The sequence below is a fragment of the Rhodococcus triatomae genome (genome assembly GCF_014217785.1).
In the GTDB taxonomy this organism is placed as follows: Bacteria; Actinomycetota; Actinomycetes; order Mycobacteriales; family Mycobacteriaceae; genus Rhodococcus_F; species Rhodococcus_F triatomae.
The window spans coordinates 3,458,173-3,477,005 of the sequence record NZ_CP048814.1; the positions used below are offsets into that span (position 1 = coordinate 3,458,173).

At 68.8% G+C, this 18,833-nt stretch carries 16 protein-coding genes; 10 read left to right on the plus strand and 6 right to left on the minus strand.

The window, feature by feature from the left end:
- Window positions 1–75 precede the first annotated feature (75 nt).
- Both G4H71_RS16410 and G4H71_RS16415 read left to right on the plus strand, forming a co-directional pair.
- Window positions 76–600, plus strand: coding sequence for a gamma carbonic anhydrase family protein (locus G4H71_RS16410; protein ID WP_072738454.1), 525 nt, complete (start codon window positions 76–78; stop codon window positions 598–600).
- On the plus strand, window positions 597–1,202 hold the full coding sequence (locus tag G4H71_RS16415) for a TetR/AcrR family transcriptional regulator (protein WP_072738307.1): 606 nt from the start codon (window positions 597–599) through the stop codon (window positions 1,200–1,202). The genes G4H71_RS16410 and G4H71_RS16415 overlap by 4 nt, the downstream gene beginning before the upstream one ends.
- A gap of 16 nt (window positions 1,203–1,218) precedes the next feature.
- Here G4H71_RS16415 and G4H71_RS16420 read toward each other — a convergent pair whose 3' ends face one another.
- Window positions 1,219–1,941, minus strand: coding sequence for an SIMPL domain-containing protein (locus G4H71_RS16420; RefSeq protein ID WP_072738306.1), 723 nt, complete (start codon window positions 1,939–1,941; stop codon window positions 1,219–1,221).
- Window positions 1,942–2,122: 181 nt separating this feature from the next.
- Here G4H71_RS16420 and G4H71_RS16425 point away from each other — a divergent pair, with 181 nt between their 5' ends.
- Both G4H71_RS16425 and G4H71_RS16430 read left to right on the plus strand, forming a co-directional pair.
- Entirely contained in the window at window positions 2,123–3,520 is a 1,398-nt protein-coding gene (locus G4H71_RS16425; RefSeq protein WP_371842463.1) for an MFS transporter, read from the plus strand.
- Between the two features lie 197 nt (window positions 3,521–3,717).
- The gene (locus G4H71_RS16430) at window positions 3,718–5,391 is read left to right on the plus strand and encodes an AMP-binding protein (protein ID WP_072738452.1); all 1,674 of its coding nucleotides are present in this window, start codon (window positions 3,718–3,720) and stop codon (window positions 5,389–5,391) included.
- Here the strand turns inward: G4H71_RS16430 and G4H71_RS16435 are convergent.
- Window positions 5,375–5,965, minus strand: coding sequence for an SACE_7040 family transcriptional regulator (locus tag G4H71_RS16435; RefSeq protein ID WP_072738305.1), 591 nt, complete (start codon window positions 5,963–5,965; stop codon window positions 5,375–5,377). The genes G4H71_RS16430 and G4H71_RS16435 overlap by 17 nt on opposite strands.
- A gap of 165 nt (window positions 5,966–6,130) precedes the next feature.
- Between G4H71_RS16435 and G4H71_RS16440 the strand changes: the two genes are divergently transcribed.
- The 6 genes from G4H71_RS16440 to G4H71_RS16465 are packed head-to-tail and all read left to right on the plus strand — an operon-like array spanning window position 6,131 to window position 14,244.
- Window positions 6,131–7,711, plus strand: coding sequence for a carboxyl transferase domain-containing protein (locus G4H71_RS16440; RefSeq protein ID WP_072738304.1), 1,581 nt, complete (start codon window positions 6,131–6,133; stop codon window positions 7,709–7,711).
- Between the two features lie 6 nt (window positions 7,712–7,717).
- Complete coding sequence (locus G4H71_RS16445) at window positions 7,718–9,751, plus strand: acetyl/propionyl/methylcrotonyl-CoA carboxylase subunit alpha (RefSeq protein WP_072738303.1); 2,034 nt, start codon at window positions 7,718–7,720, stop codon at window positions 9,749–9,751.
- Window positions 9,748–10,917, plus strand: a complete 1,170-nt coding sequence (locus G4H71_RS16450) for an acyl-CoA dehydrogenase family protein (RefSeq protein ID WP_072738302.1) — start codon at window positions 9,748–9,750, stop codon at window positions 10,915–10,917. Before G4H71_RS16445 ends, G4H71_RS16450 begins: the two co-directional genes overlap by 4 nt.
- Window positions 10,914–11,420, plus strand: coding sequence for a MaoC family dehydratase (locus G4H71_RS16455; RefSeq protein WP_072738301.1), 507 nt, complete (start codon window positions 10,914–10,916; stop codon window positions 11,418–11,420). The genes G4H71_RS16450 and G4H71_RS16455 overlap by 4 nt, the downstream gene beginning before the upstream one ends.
- Window positions 11,417–12,235, plus strand: coding sequence for an HpcH/HpaI aldolase/citrate lyase family protein (locus tag G4H71_RS16460; protein ID WP_072738300.1), 819 nt, complete (start codon window positions 11,417–11,419; stop codon window positions 12,233–12,235). The genes G4H71_RS16455 and G4H71_RS16460 overlap by 4 nt, the downstream gene beginning before the upstream one ends.
- Window positions 12,236–12,240: 5 nt before the next feature.
- Window positions 12,241–14,244 carry an acetoacetate--CoA ligase gene (locus G4H71_RS16465; RefSeq protein ID WP_072738451.1) on the plus strand — a complete coding sequence of 668 codons (2,004 nt, stop codon included), beginning with the start codon at window positions 12,241–12,243 and terminating at the stop codon, window positions 14,242–14,244.
- Between the two features lie 60 nt (window positions 14,245–14,304).
- Here the strand turns inward: G4H71_RS16465 and G4H71_RS16470 are convergent, their stop codons facing one another.
- Genes G4H71_RS16470 through G4H71_RS16485 form a run of 4 tightly spaced genes read right to left on the minus strand, consistent with a single transcriptional unit; the run spans window position 14,305 to window position 18,825 of the window.
- Window positions 14,305–15,273 carry a diiron oxygenase gene (locus tag G4H71_RS16470; RefSeq protein ID WP_072738299.1) on the minus strand — a complete coding sequence of 323 codons (969 nt, stop codon included), beginning with the start codon at window positions 15,271–15,273 and terminating at the stop codon, window positions 14,305–14,307.
- Complete coding sequence (locus G4H71_RS16475; RefSeq protein WP_083343093.1) at window positions 15,258–16,286, minus strand: prephenate dehydrogenase dimerization domain-containing protein; 1,029 nt, start codon at window positions 16,284–16,286, stop codon at window positions 15,258–15,260. Before G4H71_RS16475 ends, G4H71_RS16470 begins: the two co-directional genes overlap by 16 nt.
- Entirely contained in the window at window positions 16,283–18,355 is a 2,073-nt protein-coding gene (pabB, locus tag G4H71_RS16480) for an aminodeoxychorismate synthase component I (RefSeq protein ID WP_072738298.1), read from the minus strand. The genes G4H71_RS16475 and pabB overlap by 4 nt, the downstream gene beginning before the upstream one ends.
- Window positions 18,352–18,825: a chorismate mutase gene (locus G4H71_RS16485; RefSeq protein ID WP_246442039.1), complete on the minus strand. Its 474-nt coding sequence runs from the start codon at window positions 18,823–18,825 to the stop codon at window positions 18,352–18,354. Before G4H71_RS16485 ends, pabB begins: the two co-directional genes overlap by 4 nt.
- Between the last annotated feature and the right edge of the window lie 8 nt (window positions 18,826–18,833).

Genomic DNA, 18,833 nt, shown 5'->3' on the forward strand with positions numbered 1-18,833 from the left:
CACTGTGCGGCGACGGGCCGGGAGTGCCGACAGATCCAGAACACTGATGGATCCGACCGTGGTGGAGGAGACGACATGATCGCGAGCGTGAGTGGCAACGTGCCGGAGGTGGCCGAGTCGGCGTGGGTGGCGCCGAATGCGACGGTCGTCGGGCGAGTCCGCATCGACGAGGGAGTCGGGGTGTTCTACTCGGCCGTGGTGCGGGGGGATCTCGAGGCGATCGAGATCGGCGCGAACAGCAACATTCAGGACGGTGCGGTTCTGCACGCCGATCCCGGGCGTCCACTCGTGGTGGGCAGCGGAGTCTCGGTGGGTCACAACGCCGTGCTGCACGGTTGCACCGTCGGTGACGACGTACTGATCGGCATGGGCTCGACGGTTCTCAACGGTGCGACGATCGGTGCGGGAAGTCTGATCGCGGCGAATGCTCTCGTCCCCGAGGGCACCGACATCCCGCCGGGGTCGCTCGTCGCGGGCGTGCCCGGCAAGGTTCGGCGGGAGCTGAGCGAGGCGGAGCGGGCCAACCTCGTGACGAACGCGAAGGTGTACGTCGAGTTGACCAAGGTGCACTCGTCGCAGTCCGAGGTGATCGACGGGTGAGCGGTCGGGCGGGGACCAAGGGTGTGCCGCGCGCGCAGCGCGAGGAACTGATCCTCGACGCCGCTCAGGCCGAGTTCGGTCTGCGCGGCTACGCGCACGCGTCCGTCCCCGCCGTCGCCGCGGCGGCCGGAGTGTCGAAACCGCTCGTGTACGCGTATTTCGGATCGCGCGCGGACCTGTACGCCGCCTGCGTGGCACAGGTGGGCGAGCGGCTGGTGGCCGCGGTGCGCGCCGCCCAGGGGTCAGGTGACGCCGGTTCGCGTGCACTGGCGACGCTCGAGGCGTTGTTCGTGGCTCTCGACGGTCGTCCGTACGTATGGAACATTCTCTACGACAACACGATCCGTCGCGACGATGCCGTCTGGGAGATCGCTCGCCCCTATCGGGAGCAGCTCGACGACATGGGCCACGAGGGCGTCGTCGCCGTGCTCGCCCCGACGTCGGCAACTCCGCACGATGCCGACGCCTCACTCCTGCGTGCCCTGTGGTTCTCTGCGGTGACCACGGTGATCTCCTGGTGGTCGGACCATCCCGACGAGAGTCCGGCAGAGATGACCGAGCGCTGTCGCCGGGTGTTCGGAGCGCTCCTGCGGCGTTCGTAGTCCGTTCGGACCTCGCTCACCACGCCTCGAATCGGGCGTGCACGTCTGCGGTGACCGTGACGTCCTCCGGCCGGAGCGCGATCGGTTCGCCGCCCGCGGAGGCCGCGTAGGCGCGTAGCGCGACCCCGGAGGGCGGAGTGGACGCCTCCGCCCCGAGTAGCCCCGGATCGGCGACAGCCGTGGCGCGAATGTTCCGGCAGCCCAGGGTCTCCGCGTACGTCCGCGCCTTGGCGTGGGCATCTTCCACTGCGCGGGCGCGAACCCTTCCGGTCACGTCGTCGAGTGTCGCGGCCGTCAGCGACCACTCGAATCGCCCCACCTCGACGCCGTCGATCCCGGCGACGGTGTCGACGAAGTCGCTCAACGGCCCGGTGTCGAAGATCCTCTCCGCGGGGGCCGTGTCGTCCGAGCCGCCGGGAGGCGCTTCGAAGGTCACCTCGAGGGCGGCCTCGGCCCGGTGGACGTACGGCAACTGGTTGCCGTCCCTGTTGTGCGGGCGATGGCGGGTGTGTCGCACCTGATCGAGTGCCCATCGGGTGATCGGCCCGGTCGATGCGTCGTGGCGGGCTGTGACCTCGTCGGTGAGCGCACGAACGGCAGCCGACGCGGCGGCGACGGCGCGGTCGCCGTCCCCACTCTCGATGCGGACGACGAGGGAGACGGTGCACTGCTCGGGCGCCCGTGTGGCCTCGCCGTGCCCGGTGACCGTGACGGTGACGGTGTGGGTGTCGGTGTCCATGCTTCCAGTGTCCCCGTCCCCGGAGTGATGCCCGGCCGCTCGAGTCGTTCGCACGGCGAATGATGTGAGGTGGCTCACTCGTCCCCACTTTCGGGGGTAGTGGCTCCGTGATGCGGGTCACTACCTTTTCCTCATCGCGCGGCGGCGTTCGCCGTCGATCGGATCAGGTTCGACTCGCATCATGCTCGACACGGATCATTTCGGAGGAGACCACGTGACCACAGTCCCGAGTACGGGCGCGTCCGGGGCCGGTGCGCCTGCGGCTGTCGCGCCGGAGCAGGGCACCGGAGGGCCCGGCATCCGGCGAGTCGCCATCGCCAGTTGCATCGGTACCACCATCGAGTTCTACGACTTCTTCATCTACGGCACCGCCGCCGCCCTCGTGTTCCCCACGGTGTTCTTTCCCGCGCTCGGCGCGACCGCGGGCACGGTGGCCTCGTTCGCCACGTTCGCCGTCGCGTTCTTCGCCCGGCCGGTCGGAGCGATGCTGTTCGGCCACTTCGGTGATCGAATCGGCCGCAAGAAGACGCTGGTCTCGACCCTGCTGCTCATGGGCATCTCGACCCTGCTGATCGGGCTGCTCCCGGGCGCCGACACGATCGGTGTCGCCGCGCCGATCATCCTGGTGCTGCTGCGTTTCGCCCAGGGGTTCGCCGTCGGTGGCGAATGGGCCGGCGCGACGTTGCTCACCGCCGAGTACGCCCCACCGGGCAAACGCGGGATGTACGCGATGTTCCCGCAGCTCGGTCCGGCCATCGCGTTCGCACTGTCGAGCGGCACGTTCCTGTTCACCGGGCTGGCGCTCGGCGACACCAACGAGGCCTTCCTCACCTACGGATGGCGTATCCCGTTCCTGTTCAGCATCGTCCTGGTCGGTATCGGTCTCTACATGCGGCTGGCGATCGAGGAGACGCCGGTGTTCCGCGCCGAGGCCGCGGCCCGTTCGGCCGCCGACCGGGAGTCGGGTGAGAAGCGGACGCTGCCGTTCCTCGACGCCTGGCGGTTCCAGACCAGGGAGATCCTGCTGTCGGCGGGTGCGCTCGCGATCATGTTCGCCTTCTTCTACATGGGCACTGCGTATCTCACCAGCTACGCCACCACGGAGCTGGGATTCTCGCGGCCGTTCGTGCTCACCGTCGGAATCTGTGCCTCGGTGGTCTTCGGCGCCGCGGTCGTGGTGTCCGCGCTGTACTCCGACCGGGTGGGCCGACGCAAGGTCATCATGATCTCGTGTGGCTTCGCGGTCGTGTGGGCGCTCGTGCTCTTCCCGTTGCTGGACACCGGATCTCCGGTCGCCTTCGTCGTCGGCACGGTCGTCACACTCGCGATCTTCGGCATCGCCTACGGGCCGTGTGGGGCACTGCTTCCCGAGATGTTCCACACCCGGTACCGCTACACCGGTGCCGGTCTCGGCTACAACCTCGCCGGCGTTCTCGGTGGCGCGATTCCGCCGTTGCTCGCCGCGCCCCTCGCCGCGTCCTACGGCAGCATCGCGATCGGTATCATGCTCGCACTGCTGGGCGTGCTCAGCTTCGTCTGCACCCGGGCGCTCGTCGAGACCAGTCAGCGAGCCCTGTGACGTTTCGTGTCCACACACCCTGATTCCTTCCCGCCATGCCTTCCCGACCATGGCGTCGACATCCTGGTTCCCCCGATCGGGGTTCCGAGACCACAGCGTGTCCGGATTCCGAACACGTGCGGCCACCGATCGTCGACCATGGTGGGAAGGAACAGGGGCGAAAGCTGTATCCGAGTACGACCGAGGAGAGATCGACGATGACCGGAAATGTTTCCCGCAGCGGCGGCCTGCGCGATGTTCCCCGGGTCCCCAGCTATACCTCGGGGACGTCCGGCGTCCCTCTCCTCGGCGACACGATCGGCGACAGCCTGGACCGTACCGCCGCGCTGCACGGCGGGCGTGAAGCACTCGTCGACGTGCCGTCCGGGCGGCGATGGACGTACGCGGAACTGGTCTCGGACGTCGACGATCTGGCCCACGGCCTGCTCGCCGGGGGCATCGGCAAGGGTGACCGGGTGGGGATCTGGGCACCGAACCGTCCGGAGTGGACGCTGATCCAGTACGCCACAGCGAAGATCGGCGCGATTCTCGTCAACATCAATCCGGCGTACCGCACACACGAATTGCGCTACGTGCTCGAGCAGGCCGGGGTGCGGTTGCTGGTGTCCGCGCCCGAGTTCAAGGGCTCGGACTACGCGCGGATGATCGAGGAGGCCCGGCCGGAATGCGCCGGGCTCGAACAGGTAACGCTGCTCGACTCCCCGGGGTGGAACGAACTCGTCGACGCCGGACGCGCCGCCCGGCGCGACCGGCCGGACGACCTGGCAGCCGCTCAGGCGGCACTCTCACCGGACGATCCGATCAACATCCAGTACACGTCGGGAACCACCGGATTCCCGAAAGGCGCGACACTCAGTCACCACAACATCCTCAACAACGGGTACTTCGTGGGCGAGCTGTGCCACTACACGGAACAGGACCGGGTCTGCATTCCGGTGCCGTTCTATCACTGCTTCGGCATGGTGATGGGCAACCTCGCGAGTACCACCCACGGCGCGACGATGGTGATCCCGGCCCCCTCGTTCGATCCACACGCCACGCTCGAGGCCGTCCAGGCCGAGCGGTGTACGTCCCTGTACGGCGTGCCGACGATGTTCATCGCGGAGCTGGCCGACCCGGACTTCGATTCCTTCGATCTGTCCTCGCTGCGCACCGGGATCATGGCGGGATCGCCCTGCCCGGTCGAGGTGATGAAGCAGGTGATCGAGCACATGGGAATGTCGGAGGTGTCGATCTGCTACGGCATGACCGAGACGTCCCCGGTATCGCTGCAGACCCGCTCCGACGACTCGATCGACCAGCGCGTCTCCACCGTGGGCCGCGTGGGTCCACATCTCGAGGTCAAGATCGTCGATCCGGCAACGGGTCTGACGGTTCCGCGCGGTGAGCCCGGCGAGTTGTGCACCCGGGGCTACTCGGTGATGCTCGGCTACTGGAACCAGCCGGACAAGACGGGTGAGGCCATCGACGCCGCGCGATGGATGCACACCGGCGACATCGGTGTGATGGACGACGACGGCTACGTCGCGATCACCGGCAGGATCAAGGACGTGGTCATCCGCGGTGGCGAGAACATCTATCCCCGCGAGATCGAGGAGTTCCTCTACACCCATCCCGACGTGCTCGATGCGCAGGTCGTCGGCGTGCCGGACCGCAAGTACGGCGAGGAACTGATGGCCTGGATCCAGTTGCGCGACGGAGCCGAGCCGCTCGACACCGCCGCGGTACGCGCGTTCTGTGAGGGGCGTCTGGCGCATTACAAGATTCCCCGGTACGTGCACATCGTCGACGAGTTCCCGATGACCGTGACGGGCAAGGTGCGCAAGGTCGAGATGCGCGAGCGGTCGGTCGCTCTCATCGAAGGGTTGTGAGTGCCCCGAATGCCATCGCGCGCAGCACCGAGCGGGTGAGCTCGGGGGACGAGGGGTCGGCGCTGTGCGGGGTCGAGTTCAGCAGGCCGAACGTCGCGTGCGCCATCACCCGCGCGGACTCTTCGTCCGTACCCGGGGAGACGCGGAGCAGGACGCCCACCCACACCTCGACGTAGCGCCGCTGGGTGAGCCGGACCTGTCGTTTGGCCTCGGGGGGCAGGTTCTCGAGATCGCGATCCTGGATGCGGATCAGGTCCGGTTCGGTGAGCGCGAAGTCGAGGTGGAAGTCGACCAGCCCCGACAGGGCCGCAGCCGGACTCTCGGCCGTGTCGGCGACGGCCGTCCCGCCGTCGAGCAACCGGGTGCTGATGCCGACGAGCAGTTCCACCAGTACCGCGTCCTTGTTGGGGAAGTGGCGGTACACGGCGGGGCCACTGATGCCGGCCGCGGACCCGAGATCCTCGAGGCGCACGCCGAGGAATCCGCGCTCGGCGATCAAACGCGCAGCCTCGATGAGAAGTTGGCGCCGACGGTCGGCCTTCATCTGCTCACGCCGGGTGGTGGGCTCGGCCATCGCCGCACTCCCTTCCGCTGTCTCGTCGGGGTCCGTTCCGCGGAGACCGGGTGAGCCGGACATCGGGTATGGACTTCTGCGTGCAGCATAGTTATGTTGGATTCAGTTATTGATCATTAACTCACATGATCACTCGCGAAGGCGGTCACACGCGAAGGCGGCGGAATGGCATCTCCAGGTACGGCACCCGACACCCACCGGGCGGCACACGTCGCTCTCGTGGACGAGCTGCGCGCGAATCTCGAACGTACGGCGCTCGGCGGCAGCGCGCGGGCCCGCGAGCGGCACGTCTCACGCGGCAAGCTGTTGCCGCGCGAGCGGGTCGACGGTCTGTTGGACCCGGGCAGCCCCTTCCTCGAGATCGCCCCGCTCGCCGCGAACGGCATGTACGGCGACGAGAGCCCGGGAGCCGGCATCATCGCCGGGGTCGGTCGGGTCGCCGGACGCGAATGCGTGATCGTCGCGAACGATGCGACCGTCAAGGGCGGCACCTACTATCCGATGACGGTCAAGAAGCATCTGCGGGCGCAGGAGATCGCGCTCCAGAACCACCTTCCGTGCATCTACCTGGTGGATTCGGGTGGAGCGTTCCTTCCCCGCCAGGACGAGGTCTTCCCGGACCGCGAGCACTTCGGTCGGATCTTCTACAACCAGGCGACGATGAGTGCCCGCGGCATCGGTCAGATCGCCGCGGTGATGGGGTCGTGCACCGCCGGTGGCGCCTACGTCCCCGCGATGAGCGACGAGGCCGTGATCGTGCGGAATCAGGGCACCATCTTCCTCGGTGGGCCCCCTCTGGTGAAGGCGGCGACCGGAGAGGTGGTCACCGCGGAGGAACTCGGCGGCGGCGACCTGCACTCCAAGATCTCCGGGGTCACCGACCACCTCGCCGAGGACGATCGGCACGCCCTGGCTCTCGTGCGCGACATCGTCTCGACGCTCGGCCCCCGCACTCCGACACCGTGGGAGACGGCCCCGCCGGTCGACCCGATCGCGCCCCAGGCCGAGCTCTACGACGTCGTGCCCGTCGACCCCCGAACCCCGTACGACGTGCACGAGGTGATCACCAGAATCGTCGACGGTGGTGGCTTCCACGAGTTCAAGTCCGAGTACGGAAAGACCCTGGTGACCGGCTTCGCGCACATCCACGGTCACCCGGTCGGGATCGTCGCGAACAACGGGGTGCTGTTCGCGGAATCGGCGGTGAAGGGCGCCCACTTCATCGAGCTGTGCGACAAGAGGAGCATCCCGCTGGTGTTCCTGCAGAACATCGCCGGCTTCATGGTCGGCCGCGACTACGAGGCCGGGGGTATCGCCAAGCACGGCGCGAAGATGGTCACCGCGGTGGCCTGCGCCCGGGTCCCGAAGCTCACCGTCGTCATCGGTGGCTCCTACGGCGCCGGAAACTACTCGATGTGTGGACGCGCCTATTCGCCTCGCTTCCTGTGGATGTGGCCGAACGCGCGGATCTCGGTGATGGGCGGGGAACAGGCGGCGTCGGTGCTCGCGACGGTGCGCTCCGAGCAGATCGCCGGCGACTCGTGGACGGCCGCAGAGGAGGAGGCGTTCAAGGCGCCCATCCGCGAGCAGTACGAGTCCCAGGGAAACCCCTACTATTCGACGGCCCGGCTGTGGGACGACGGGATCATCGATCCCGCGGACACCAGAACCGTTCTCGGGCTTGCATTGTCGGCCTGTGCCCACGCGCTGCTGGAGCCGGTCTCCTACGGCGTCTTCCGGATGTGAGATGACATGAAACAGCCCACCACGATCCACACCGTTCTCGTCGCCAACCGGGGGGAGATCGCCGTACGGGTGATCCGCACGCTGCGCGCGATGGGGATCCGTTCGGTCGCCGTGTTCAGCGAGGCCGACCGGGGAGCCCGTCACGTCCGCGAGGCGGACACCGCCGTCCTCCTGGGGCCGGCCCCGGCGCGCGAGAGCTATCTGTGCATCGAGAAGGTCGTTGCGGCAGCCACCGGAAGCGGGGCCCAAGCCGTCCACCCCGGCTACGGATTCCTCTCCGAGAACGCGGAATTCGCGCGAGCATGCGCCACGGCCGGGCTCGCGTTCCTGGGGCCGTCCGCCCGTGCCATCGAGGTGATGGGCGACAAGATCACCGCGAAGAACGCCGTGGCAGAGTTCGACGTCCCCGTCGTGCCCGGCATCGCGCGCCCCGGTCTCACCGACGCGGAGCTGATCGCCGCGGCCGACGCGATCGGCTTTCCCGTCCTCGTCAAACCGTCGGCGGGCGGTGGCGGGAAGGGCATGCGGTTGGTGGAGCATCCGGAGTCGCTGCCCGATGCGCTGTCCGGCGCACGCCGTGAGGCCGGTGCCTCCTTCGGTGACGACACGCTGTTCCTCGAACGGTTCGTGCTCCGGCCCCGGCACATCGAGGTGCAGGTCCTCGCCGACACCCACGGCAACGTCGTGCATCTCGGGGAACGGGAGTGCAGCCTTCAGCGACGCCACCAGAAGGTCGTCGAGGAGGCGCCTTCCCCGCTCCTGGACGAGGCGACCCGGTCCAGGATCGGCGCGGCCGCCTGCGATACGGCACGATCGGTGGACTACGTCGGCGCGGGAACGGTCGAGTTCATCGTCTCCGCCGACCGCCCCGACGAGTTCTTCTTCATGGAGATGAACACGCGACTTCAGGTGGAGCATCCGGTGACCGAGATGGTGACGGGTCTCGACCTGGTCGAATGGCAGGTCCGTATCGCGGCGGGAGAGGAACTCGGCTTCGGACAGGATGACGTGACGCTGTCCGGGCACGCCGTCGAGGCCAGGGTGTACGCGGAGGACCCCGGCCGCGGCTTCCTCCCCACGGGCGGGGAGGTATGGGACGTCGTCGAGCCCGAGCTGCCGGGCGTGCGGATCGACTCCGGGCTGTTGCCGGGCACGGTGGTGGGCAGCGAGTACGACCCGATGCTCGCGAAGGTGATCGCGCACGGCGCCGATCGTGCCGATGCACTGCGTGCCCTCGATCGTGCCCTCGCCGATACCGGCGTGCTCGGGGTCGTCACGAACATCGACTTCGTGCGTTTCCTGCTCGCCGACGACGACGTCGTCTCCGGTGACCTCGACACCGGCCTGCTCGATCGCCGGCTCGCCGACTACCGCTCACCGCAGGCGCCCGACACGGTGCTCGTGGCGGCCGCGGTGTACCGCTGGATGCGCCGATGGTCCCGGGCGACCGCCGACCCGTGGTCCCGGCCCACCGGATGGCGCGCCGGACGGCCGGCACCGACGCGGATCCGGCTCTCGGCAGGAGAGCGCACCGAGCACGTGTACGTCACGGGAACACCGTCGTCCGCCCGAGCGTGGGTCGAAGACGGCGACGAGTACCCGGTCGCCGCGGAACTCGACGCTTCCGGGCGTCGTCTCGACATCCTGGTCGGCACTCGACGCGACAGCTATCGCATCGCCGATGTGGGGGACCACCTGTGGCTGGCGGGCACCGACGGCACGTGGGAGGTCCGGCAGACGCCCGAGGTCCGCATTCGCGGCGAGGACGCCGGGGCGGGGTCCGCGGAGGTGACCAGTCCGATGCCGGGCACCGTCATCGCACTCGGCGCCGAGCCGGGGGCGCGGGTGCGTTCCGGTGACCTGCTGCTCGTCGTCGAGGCGATGAAGATGGAGCACTCGCTCACCGCACCGGCGGACGGCGTCGTCGAGATCCTGGTCGGCGTCGCCGAGCAGGTGAAGGTCGATCAACTACTTGCTCGTGTCGTTCCCCTACCTGCGTCGGCCGACGCGGAGACCCGTGAGAAAGAGGACGCATCATGACCGGCAGCTCCTTCCTGTCCACCTCCGAGCTTCCCGAGGACTACGCACAGCTGGCCGCGACGGTCGCGGACTTCGCACGCACCGTGGTCGCGCCTGTCGCCGCCGAACACGACGCGGCGCACACCTTTCCGTACGAGGTCGTCGCCGGCATGGGCGAGCTGGGCCTGTTCGGTCTGCCGATCCCCGAGGAGTACGGCGGGCAGGGGGGCGACTACTTCGCCCTGTGCCTCGCCCTCGAGGAACTGGGCAAGGTCGACCAGTCCGTCGCGATCACCCTCGAGGCCGGAGTGTCCCTGGGGGCCATGCCGATCCTGCGATTCGGCACCGAGGAACAGAAGCGGACCTGGCTACCGCAACTGGCCTCCGGACGGGCACTCGGTGCGTTCGGGCTGACCGAGCCCGGCGCCGGTAGCGACGCGAGCGGCACCAAGACCACCGCACGTCTCGACGGTGACGAGTGGGTGATCAACGGGAACAAGCAGTTCATCACCAACTCGGGAACCGACATCACCGCGCTGGTGACCGTCACCGCGGTCACCGGGACGAGCGAGGCCGGCAAGAAGGAGATCTCCACCGTCATCGTCCCCGCGGACACGCCGGGGTTCACCGCGGAGAAGGCCTACGACAAGGTCGGCTGGAACGCCTCCGACACCCATCCGTTGACCTTCGCCGACGCGCGGGTCCCCGCCGCGAACCTTCTCGGGGAGCGCGGCCGCGGGTACGCGAACTTCCTGCGCACCCTCGACGAGGGCCGGATCGCCATCGCCGCGCTGGCCACGGGGGCGGCGCAGGGGTGCGTCGACGAGTCGGTGCGGTACGCGAAGGAGCGCGAGGCGTTCGGCGCACCCATCGGGCGCAATCAGGCGATCGCCTTCAAGATCGCCCGGATGGAGGCACGCGCCCACACCGCACGTACCGCGTATTACGACGCGGCCGCGCTCATGCTGTCCGGCAAGCCGTTCAAGAAGCAGGCGGCGATCGCCAAGCTCGTCGCCTCCGAGGCGGCGATGGACAACGCGCGTGACGCCACCCAGGTCCACGGCGGGTACGGATTCATGAACGAGTACTCCGTGGCGCGCCACTACCGGGACAGCAAGATCCTCGAGATCGGCGAGGGCACGACCGAGGTGCAGTTGATGCTGATCGCCCGGGAGGTCGGGCTGTGAGCGGCGGCGAGCACGAGACGCCCACCGGCGAGCGGATCGTCCAACGCGGGCTGTGGTTCGAGGAGTTCGTGGTGGGCACGACGTACGAGCACCGGCCCGGCCGCACGATCACCGAAGCGGACAACGTCCTGTTCACCACGCAGACGATGAACACGCAGGCGCTGCACCTCGACGCCGCATACGCGGCCGGCACCGAGTTCGGTGAGCGACTGGTCAACTCGATGTTCACCCTCTCGACGGTGGTGGGCCTGTCCGTCGCGCAGCTCACCCAGGGAACGATCGTGGCGAATCTCGGTTTCTCGGAGATTCGGTTCCCGAAACCGCTCTTCCACGGCGACACTCTGTATGCGGAGACCCTCGTCACCGAGAAGCGAGAATCGAAGAGCCGACCCACGGAGGGCATCGTGACGCTCGAACACACCGGCCGGAACCAGCACGGGGACGTCGTCGCCGTGGCGGTACGCAGGACACTGGTGCAGAAGCGACCGGGAGAACCGTCGTGAGCTGGCAACTACCCGGGCCCGCGTGGCTGTTCTGCCCCGCGGACCGGCCGGACCGGTACGCCAAGGCCGCCGCGGCCGCCGACGTCGTGATCCTCGACCTCGAGGACGCGGTGGCACCCGCGGACAAGGAGAAGGCGCGTACCGCGCTCATCGACACACCCCTCGATCCGGACCGCACCGTGGTCCGAGTCAATGCCGTGGGCACCGACGACCACGAGCGGGACCTGCTCGCGATAGACGGCACGAAGTACACCCGGGTGATGTTGCCCAAGTGCGAGTCCGCGGACCAGGTGCTCTCGCTGGCGCCGGGCGAGGTGATCGCCCTCGTGGAGTCTCCGCAGGGCGCACTGGCGGTGGAGGAGATCGCGCTCGCGGCGAACGCGATCGGGGTGATGTGGGGGGCCGAGGATCTCGTCGCGGCGCTCGGGGGGAACTCCAGCCGGGACGGGCGCGGCGTGTACCGAGACGTGGCCCGGCACGTCCGCTCGTCGACCTTGTTGGCGGCCAAGGCATACCACCGCATCGCGCTCGACTCCGTCTACCTCGACTTCGCCGATCTCGACGGGTTGCGGGCCGAGTCGGACGACGCCGTCGCCGTCGGATTCGACGTGAAGGTGGCCATCCATCCGACCCAGGTCGGCGTCATCCGCGCCGCGTACACGCCCACGGACGAGGACGTGTCCTGGGCCAGAAGCGTGCTCGCGGCCGCCGAACACGAGAACGGGGTCTTCGCGTTCGAGGGCAAGATGGTGGACTCGCCGGTCCTGCACCACGCCGAACACGTGCTCCGCCGCATCCCCACAGGGCAGGAGTGACCTCGATGAGCAGCGACCCGGCATCCCGGGGCCCGGCGCCCCAGTGGGAGCCGACCGACACCGACCTGCGCGACGCGCAGATCACCCGTTTCGCGGGCTTCGTCGCCGAGCGGCACGGCGTGGAGGTCGACGACTACCACAGTCTGTGGCGTTGGTCGGTGTCCGACGTCGGTGCCTTCTGGCAGGCGGTGTGGGAATGGGCCGGCGTCCGGTCCGTCACCGAACCGGGTCCCGCCCTTGCTGATTCGACAATGCCCGGGGCCGTCTGGTTTCCCGGAGCCCGGCTCAACTATGTCGAGCACGTGTTCCGGCACTCCCGGGGCGACGAGACGGCGCTGCTCCGGGTCCACGAGGGCACCGAGAATGTCGGGGACACCGAGATCACCGAGATGTCCTGGGACGAACTGCGGGGCCAGGTGGCGGCGTTCGCCGCGACGCTGCGCGCCCACGGCGTCGGGAGCGGGGACCGGGTCGTCGGCTACCTGCCGAACATTCCGGAGGCCGTCGTCGCCTTCCTCGCCACCGCGTCACTCGGCGCGGTGTGGGCAGCGTGCGGACAGGACTACTCGGCGCCCGCCGCACTCGACCGGCTCGGCCAGCTCGAGCCGAAGGTACTCGTCACCGCGGACGGATACCGTTTCGGCGGCAGGGCGCACGATCGCACCGAGGCGTCGGCGCAGATCCGTGACGGCCTCGACAGCCTCGTGCTCACGGTGCTCGTCCCCAACCTGAACCCGGCCGCCGATACCGATGCACTCCCGGCCACGACACCGGCCAGGATCACGTGGGCGGAGGCGGTGTCCGAGTTGGCCGAACTCGCACCGGAATCCGTCCCGTTCGACCATCCACTGTGGGTGGTGTTCTCCTCCGGAACCACCGGATTGCCCAAGGGCATCGTCCACGGACACGGGGGCGTCCTGCTCGAGCACCTCAAGTCGCTGGCCCTCCAAGCGGATCTGTCCGCGGACGACACGTTGTTCTGGTACACCAGCCCGAGCTGGATGATGTGGAACTACCAGACATCCGGGCTCCTGGTCGGAGCCACCGTGGTCTGCTACGACGGAAGTCCGTCGTACCCCGAGGCGGACAGTCTGTGGGACCTCGCGGCCCGCACCCGGGCGACGGTGCTCGGCACCAGCCCGGGCTACGTGCTCGCGTGTGTCAAGGCCGGGGCCGAACCCGCAGCGGACCACGACCTGTCCACGTTGCGCACGGTCGGGATCACCGGGTCGACGCTTCCGGCCTCGTCGTCGTTGTGGCTGTCCGAACACGTCGGCGCCTCGGTGCCCGTGATGTCGATCTCCGGAGGTACGGACGTGGTGTCGGCGTTCGTCGGCGGCGCGCGGACCGTCCCGGTGTGGCCGGGCGAGCTGTCCGCGCCGTACCTCGGCGTCGCGCTCGCGGCACTCGACGAGGGCGGACATCCCGTCGTGGGGGAGGTCGGCGAACTCGTGGTCACCGAACCGATGCCCTCCATGCCGGTCCGGTTCTGGAACGACCCGGACGGCCGCCGGTATCGGGACGCCTACTTCGACATGTACCCGGGGGTGTGGCGCCACGGCGACTGGGTCACGATCACCGACCGCGGGTCGGTGCTCATGCACGGTCGCTCCGACTCCACGCTGAACCGGCACGGAATCCGGATGGGCAGCGCCGACATCTACCAGGTGGTCGAGCGGATTCCCGAGATCGCGGAGGCACTCGTCCTCGGTATCGAGCGCGACGACGGTGGCTACTGGATGCCGCTGTTCGTCGTCCTCGACCCCGGAGCCGAACTCGACGCGGTTCTGCAGGAACGGATCCGGACGGCATTGCGGGAACAGCTGTCGCCGCGGCACGTGCCCGACGACATCATCGTGGCACCGGGTATCCCGCACACGCGGACAGGAAAGAAACTGGAGGTGCCGCTCAAGCGGATTCTCCAGGGTGCGGACGCGTCACGAGCCGTCGATCCGAGTGCGATCGACGCCCCGGAACTCATCGATTGGTTCGTGCGCAGGTCCCGGTGACCGGGCCTGGTTCCTGGGGTTTCAGCCCTGGGGCCTGAGGTTTCAGGCCGGGGGCCAGGGTCAGGTCCAGTCCCAGGACAGTCGTTCGGCCACGTCGAGTTGCTCGCACAGCCGGCGGATCCCGCTGAAGTCCTGGCCGGGGCGTGCGCTCCCGAGGTGGTGTTCGGCATCGTCGATCATGGCCTGCCCACCGGGAAGCTCCTCGTAGTCGACGATCGCCCTCCAGGATCCGAAATCGTTGCCGCCGAACGCGTCCATCCCCGCGACCAGGCCTTCGAGGAATACACGACACTCGTTGCCGTCCAGTCCGTCGAACACGGCGGCCGCCGCCTCGGAGGTGATCGAGGCATGCGTGTACTCGTCGCGGTTGTGCAGGCGCACCGTCGCACGGTTCACCGGTTGCACGTCCTCGTCGTCGCACACCAGATCGAGATAGGAGCTGATGGAGATCTCGGCGACGGTGGTGAACGCCAGGGTGAGCAGCGCCGCGACCCTCCGGTCGCCGGCCTCGTCCGCCGCCCGCCGGACCCGGCGCACCGTGAGCACGTCGGGCAGGACGCGGTCCGGCAACGCCCAGCCGCGTCGGCGTCGCGTCACCGCACTGGCGTTGCGGTGCATCAGGGTGTGGTACTGCTCGTCGACCATCGACTGATGCACCGCGAGATACAGCGTGTCCCCGAGCCCGGAGTCGAACGCGTCGTGGGCGAGCAGGTCGAAGCCGGGGTTGACCACGTACTGCTCGATGTCCATCACGTTCTTGTTGAACGCGACCCAGGCCCAGGCACGCAGCCGGTTCCGTGCGTCCTCGCTCGCCGACAGGAACGCGTCGTGCCGGGCGAACGGTAGCAGGGTGTCGGGGTAGTCGTGTTTCTCGAGATCGAACAGGTCGTCCAGGTCGGGTTCGGGCTTCTTGACCGTGGCCCGTCGGCCCCACGTCGTCGTCAGACGAGAAACCACCGCATTCTCGACCCGGTCGTCCGGATCGGCGGTGGGCATGGTCGGTGGACGGGCCCTCACGTGCGCGGACATGGCTGTCCTTCCGGTGTCGCATCGGTCGGTTCGGGGAACAGGGCGGGGTCAGCGAAGAGGGCGGTGCAGGTCGCGCGCAGCTCTTCGGTCCGGTGTCGCAGCGGATCTCGCGCCCGGTCGAGTAGGTCGGCGAAAGCGGAATCTCCGGCTCGGGCGGCCTTGCCCACCTCACGCACACCGGCGGCGAGCGCGGCTCGCGCCTGTTCGGCATACGGATTCGCCGACTGGATCTCCCGGTACACCTCCGGCGTTCCCGAGGCGACGCGCGACAGCAGCGCCAGGGTCACCAGATGCGGTGGGGCCGCGAGTGACAGGAGGTCGTCGACGGAAACGTCGAGGTGGCCCAGTGCTCGTCCGAAGGCGAGGACCGTCGCGTGGGTGAGCGCCTGGGTGGTGGCGGTCAGCCGGTCGTGCTCGTCGGCACTCACGGACACCACCCGTGCTCCCCGGCGCGTCCACGGTTCGCGGAGATCGGCCGGTACGGGACGTCCGTCGTACGCGACGACCGCCACGGCCCGGCCGTCGGGAGAGAGTGACGGCGCGAACATCGGGTTCACCCCCACCGCCCGGTGACCGAACCCGACCTCGTCGAGAGCGGCCGCATACCGTGACTTGACCGACAGGGTGTCGACGACGAGCGCGCCCGCGGGGAGCAGTGCCTCCACGATCGGCAGGCACGCGACGGCGACCGATTCCGGGACGGCGAGGATCAGGACGTCGGTGCGCGCGAGGACGGAGACCAACGCTGCCTCCGGCGCGGTGACGTCCCCAGGAACAGTGCCCGAGGCGACTGTGTCGATCCCGGCGCCGTCGATTCCGGCGCCGTCGATTCCGGCGCCGTCGATCCCGGCGCCGGACGGGCCCGTCGAATCCCCGGCCACCCGGCCGGGGAGATCGACGACGATCACCGCGTCGCCGTCGCCGTCGCCGTCGGCGGCGGCCCACTCCGCGAGCATCGTGCCCACCGCGCCCCGGCCGCCGACGACCGTGACCGTGTGGGCACCGCGGGTCACGGCCGGTACTCGCCCGGATGGTCCGCGATCACCGAGAGCGCCTGCACCATGCTCGCCGCCTTCACCATCGTCTCGTCGAATTCCTCCTCGGGGTCCGACAGCGCCGTGATCGCGCCGCCGATACCGAAGCTCACCGTCCCCTCGGTCGCCACCATCGTCCGGATCACGATCGACAGGTCGGTGGTGCCCGTCAGGGAGAAGTACCCGATTGCGCCCGAGTACACGCCTCGAGGCCCGGATTCGAGGCGATCGATGATCTCCATGGTCCGCAACTTGGGCGCCCCGGTCATCGAACCGCCCGGGAACGCGGCGCGGACGGCGGCCACGGCCGAGGAACCGGGAGCCAGCAGGCCACGAACCGTGGAGACCAGCTGATGGACCGCGGGGTAGGTCTCCACCTGGAACAGGAACGGGACGTGCACGGTTCCCGGCACGCACACGCGGGACAGGTCGTTGCGGGTCAGATCGACGATCATGAGGTTCTCGGCACGTTCCTTCTCGCTGTCGAGAAGCTCCCTCCGCAGTGCCTCGTCCTCCCCGGGCGTTCCCGCACGCGGACGGGTGCCCTTGATGGGCTTGGACTCGACCGTCCGGTCGGCCGTGACTCGCAGGAATCGTTCCGGGGAGGCGCTGACCACGTCGATTCCGCCGAACCGCAACAATGAGGCGTGCGGTACCGGATTCGCGGCGCGCAGCCATTCGAACGTGCTCACGGCGTCGATCGAATGCCCGGCCGATGCCATGTTGGTCAGGCAGACCTCGTAGGACTCCCCGGATCTGATCTGTTGCTGGGCGTCGGCGATCTTGCCGAGATACCGGTCGTGGTCGTGGCGCAGGGACAGTCCGACCGGTTCGGCGGTGCGGAGGAGCGGGACGGGTGCGTGCTGCGCGGTGTCCCGCTCCGGGAGCGCACGCAGCCGGGTGGTCACGGTGTCGAGCCAGCGCCGACTCTCGGGGTCTCCGTGCCGATCGCTCAGGCACAGTGCGAAGGTGCGGGCGCGGGCGTGATCGATGACGATCGCGCGGTCCGCGAAGACCAGGGCGGCGTCCGGAGTCGGCGAGCGGTGTGCCCGCCTGCCGCCGGTCTGGGCCTTGAGCTCGTACCCGAGGTATCCGACGTACCCGAGTTCGAAGGGGATGTCCGCCGTGGCGGCCACCGCTCGGGTGGTGAGCTGGCGGTCCAGGTAGTCGAAGAAGCTCGTGTGGACCTGCTCGATCGGCAGGCCGGGCCGCTCGATCCGTACCGTCGCACTCTCGACGTCGTAGGTGACGAACTCGGCTCGCGGGCCCGCACAGTTGCCGAGGACGGTGTACCGGTCGTCGTTGTCGTCACGGGCGGTGCCGTCCAGCCAGAAGGCATGGTGGCCGTCTCCGAAGAACTCGTCGAATGCGCTACGGGGATCGACCTCCCGCTCGATGATTCTGTGATCGACCACATACGGGCCGTGCCGGTCCTGGTCGCACGGCGGTGCCGCGGTGGGTTCGGGACCGCGGGTCGGGGTGAGATCGCGGAAGTTCTCGAGCAGGCGCCGGCCGTGCTCGGTGGAGATCGACTCCGGATGGAACTGCACACCCCACATCGGTCGATCGCGGTGACGCACCCCCATCAGCCGGCCGTCCTCGGTCCACGCGGTCGGCTCGAGTTCGGGGGGCAGGGCATCGACCACCAGCGAGTGGTAGCGGACGGCGGCGAAGGGTGAGGGGATCCCTCGGAAGAGCTCGGATCCGTCGTGCTCGACGGTGGAGAGGCGCCCGTGCATGGGTTGCGGCGCGGGGCCGACCTCGCCGCCGAGGAGGGCACACAGGCCCTGGTGGCCGAGGCAGACCCCGAGTACCGGGAGGGTGGCGTCGGCGATCACCCGGGCGCTGATCCCGAAGTCCCTGGGCCGCAGGGGGTGACCGGGTCCGGGGGAGATCACCACGTTGTCGAACGCGGTGAGATCGATGTCCGACCACTCGGTGTCGTTGCGCACGACCACCGGAGCGGCACCGTTGACGCCGTGCAGCAGGTCGAAGAGGTTGTAGGTGAACGAGTCGTAGTTGTCGATCAGCAGGGTGCGGGTGATCACCGCGGACCTCCGTCTTCGCGTGGCCGCGATCCCGTGCCGGTGACGGTGTCCTCGACCCGGCACGCCTCGTCGATGAGGAGGTCGAAGAGGCGGTCCACGAACGCGGTGGAGAGCCCGTTGTCCTCGGCGTACTCGCGTGCCCGCCGGTGGACGAGGTCCATCCGGCCCGGCTGGACGACGGGGACGTCCGTGCGGGCCTTGACGGCCCCGACCCGACGGCAGAGTTCGACACGATCGCGGACCGCGTCGAGAAGCCTGAAGTCGACCTCGTCGAGAGCTGCCCGCAGCCCGGCGAGGTCGTCGACCGTTCCGTCCGGTCCGCTGTGCGGGTCACCCGGGATCTGCATCAGCCCCCTGTCGATCGTGACGGGGATGCCCTCGGTCCCGTCTGCGCTGGTCCACTGCGTCGACCGGTAGGCTCCACCACGACGGCTACGGGTGGCGCTGGGGTAATCGACGGATCGATTCATGCTACTTC

Excerpts from the sequence above, each read along its gene's own strand:
- G4H71_RS16465 (WP_072738451.1), top strand. The coding sequence starts at position 12,241 with ATGAGCAGCGACCCGGCATCCCGGGGCCCGGCGCCCCAGTGGGAGCCG.
- G4H71_RS16435 (WP_072738305.1), bottom strand. The coding sequence starts at position 5,965 with ATGGCCGAGCCCACCACCCGGCGTGAGCAGATGAAGGCCGACCGTCGG.
- G4H71_RS16485 (WP_246442039.1), bottom strand. The coding sequence starts at position 18,825 with ATGAATCGATCCGTCGATTACCCCAGCGCCACCCGTAGCCGTCGTGGT.
- G4H71_RS16430 (WP_072738452.1), top strand. The coding sequence starts at position 3,718 with ATGACCGGAAATGTTTCCCGCAGCGGCGGCCTGCGCGATGTTCCCCGG.
- G4H71_RS16410 (WP_072738454.1), top strand. The coding sequence starts at position 76 with ATGATCGCGAGCGTGAGTGGCAACGTGCCGGAGGTGGCCGAGTCGGCG.
- G4H71_RS16450 (WP_072738302.1), top strand. The coding sequence starts at position 9,748 with ATGACCGGCAGCTCCTTCCTGTCCACCTCCGAGCTTCCCGAGGACTAC.
- G4H71_RS16445 (WP_072738303.1), top strand. The coding sequence starts at position 7,718 with ATGAAACAGCCCACCACGATCCACACCGTTCTCGTCGCCAACCGGGGG.
- G4H71_RS16425 (WP_371842463.1), top strand. The coding sequence starts at position 2,123 with ATGCTCGACACGGATCATTTCGGAGGAGACCACGTGACCACAGTCCCG.
- G4H71_RS16420 (WP_072738306.1), bottom strand. The coding sequence starts at position 1,941 with ATGGACACCGACACCCACACCGTCACCGTCACGGTCACCGGGCACGGC.
- G4H71_RS16470 (WP_072738299.1), bottom strand. The coding sequence starts at position 15,273 with ATGTCCGCGCACGTGAGGGCCCGTCCACCGACCATGCCCACCGCCGAT.
- G4H71_RS16440 (WP_072738304.1), top strand. The coding sequence starts at position 6,131 with ATGGCATCTCCAGGTACGGCACCCGACACCCACCGGGCGGCACACGTC.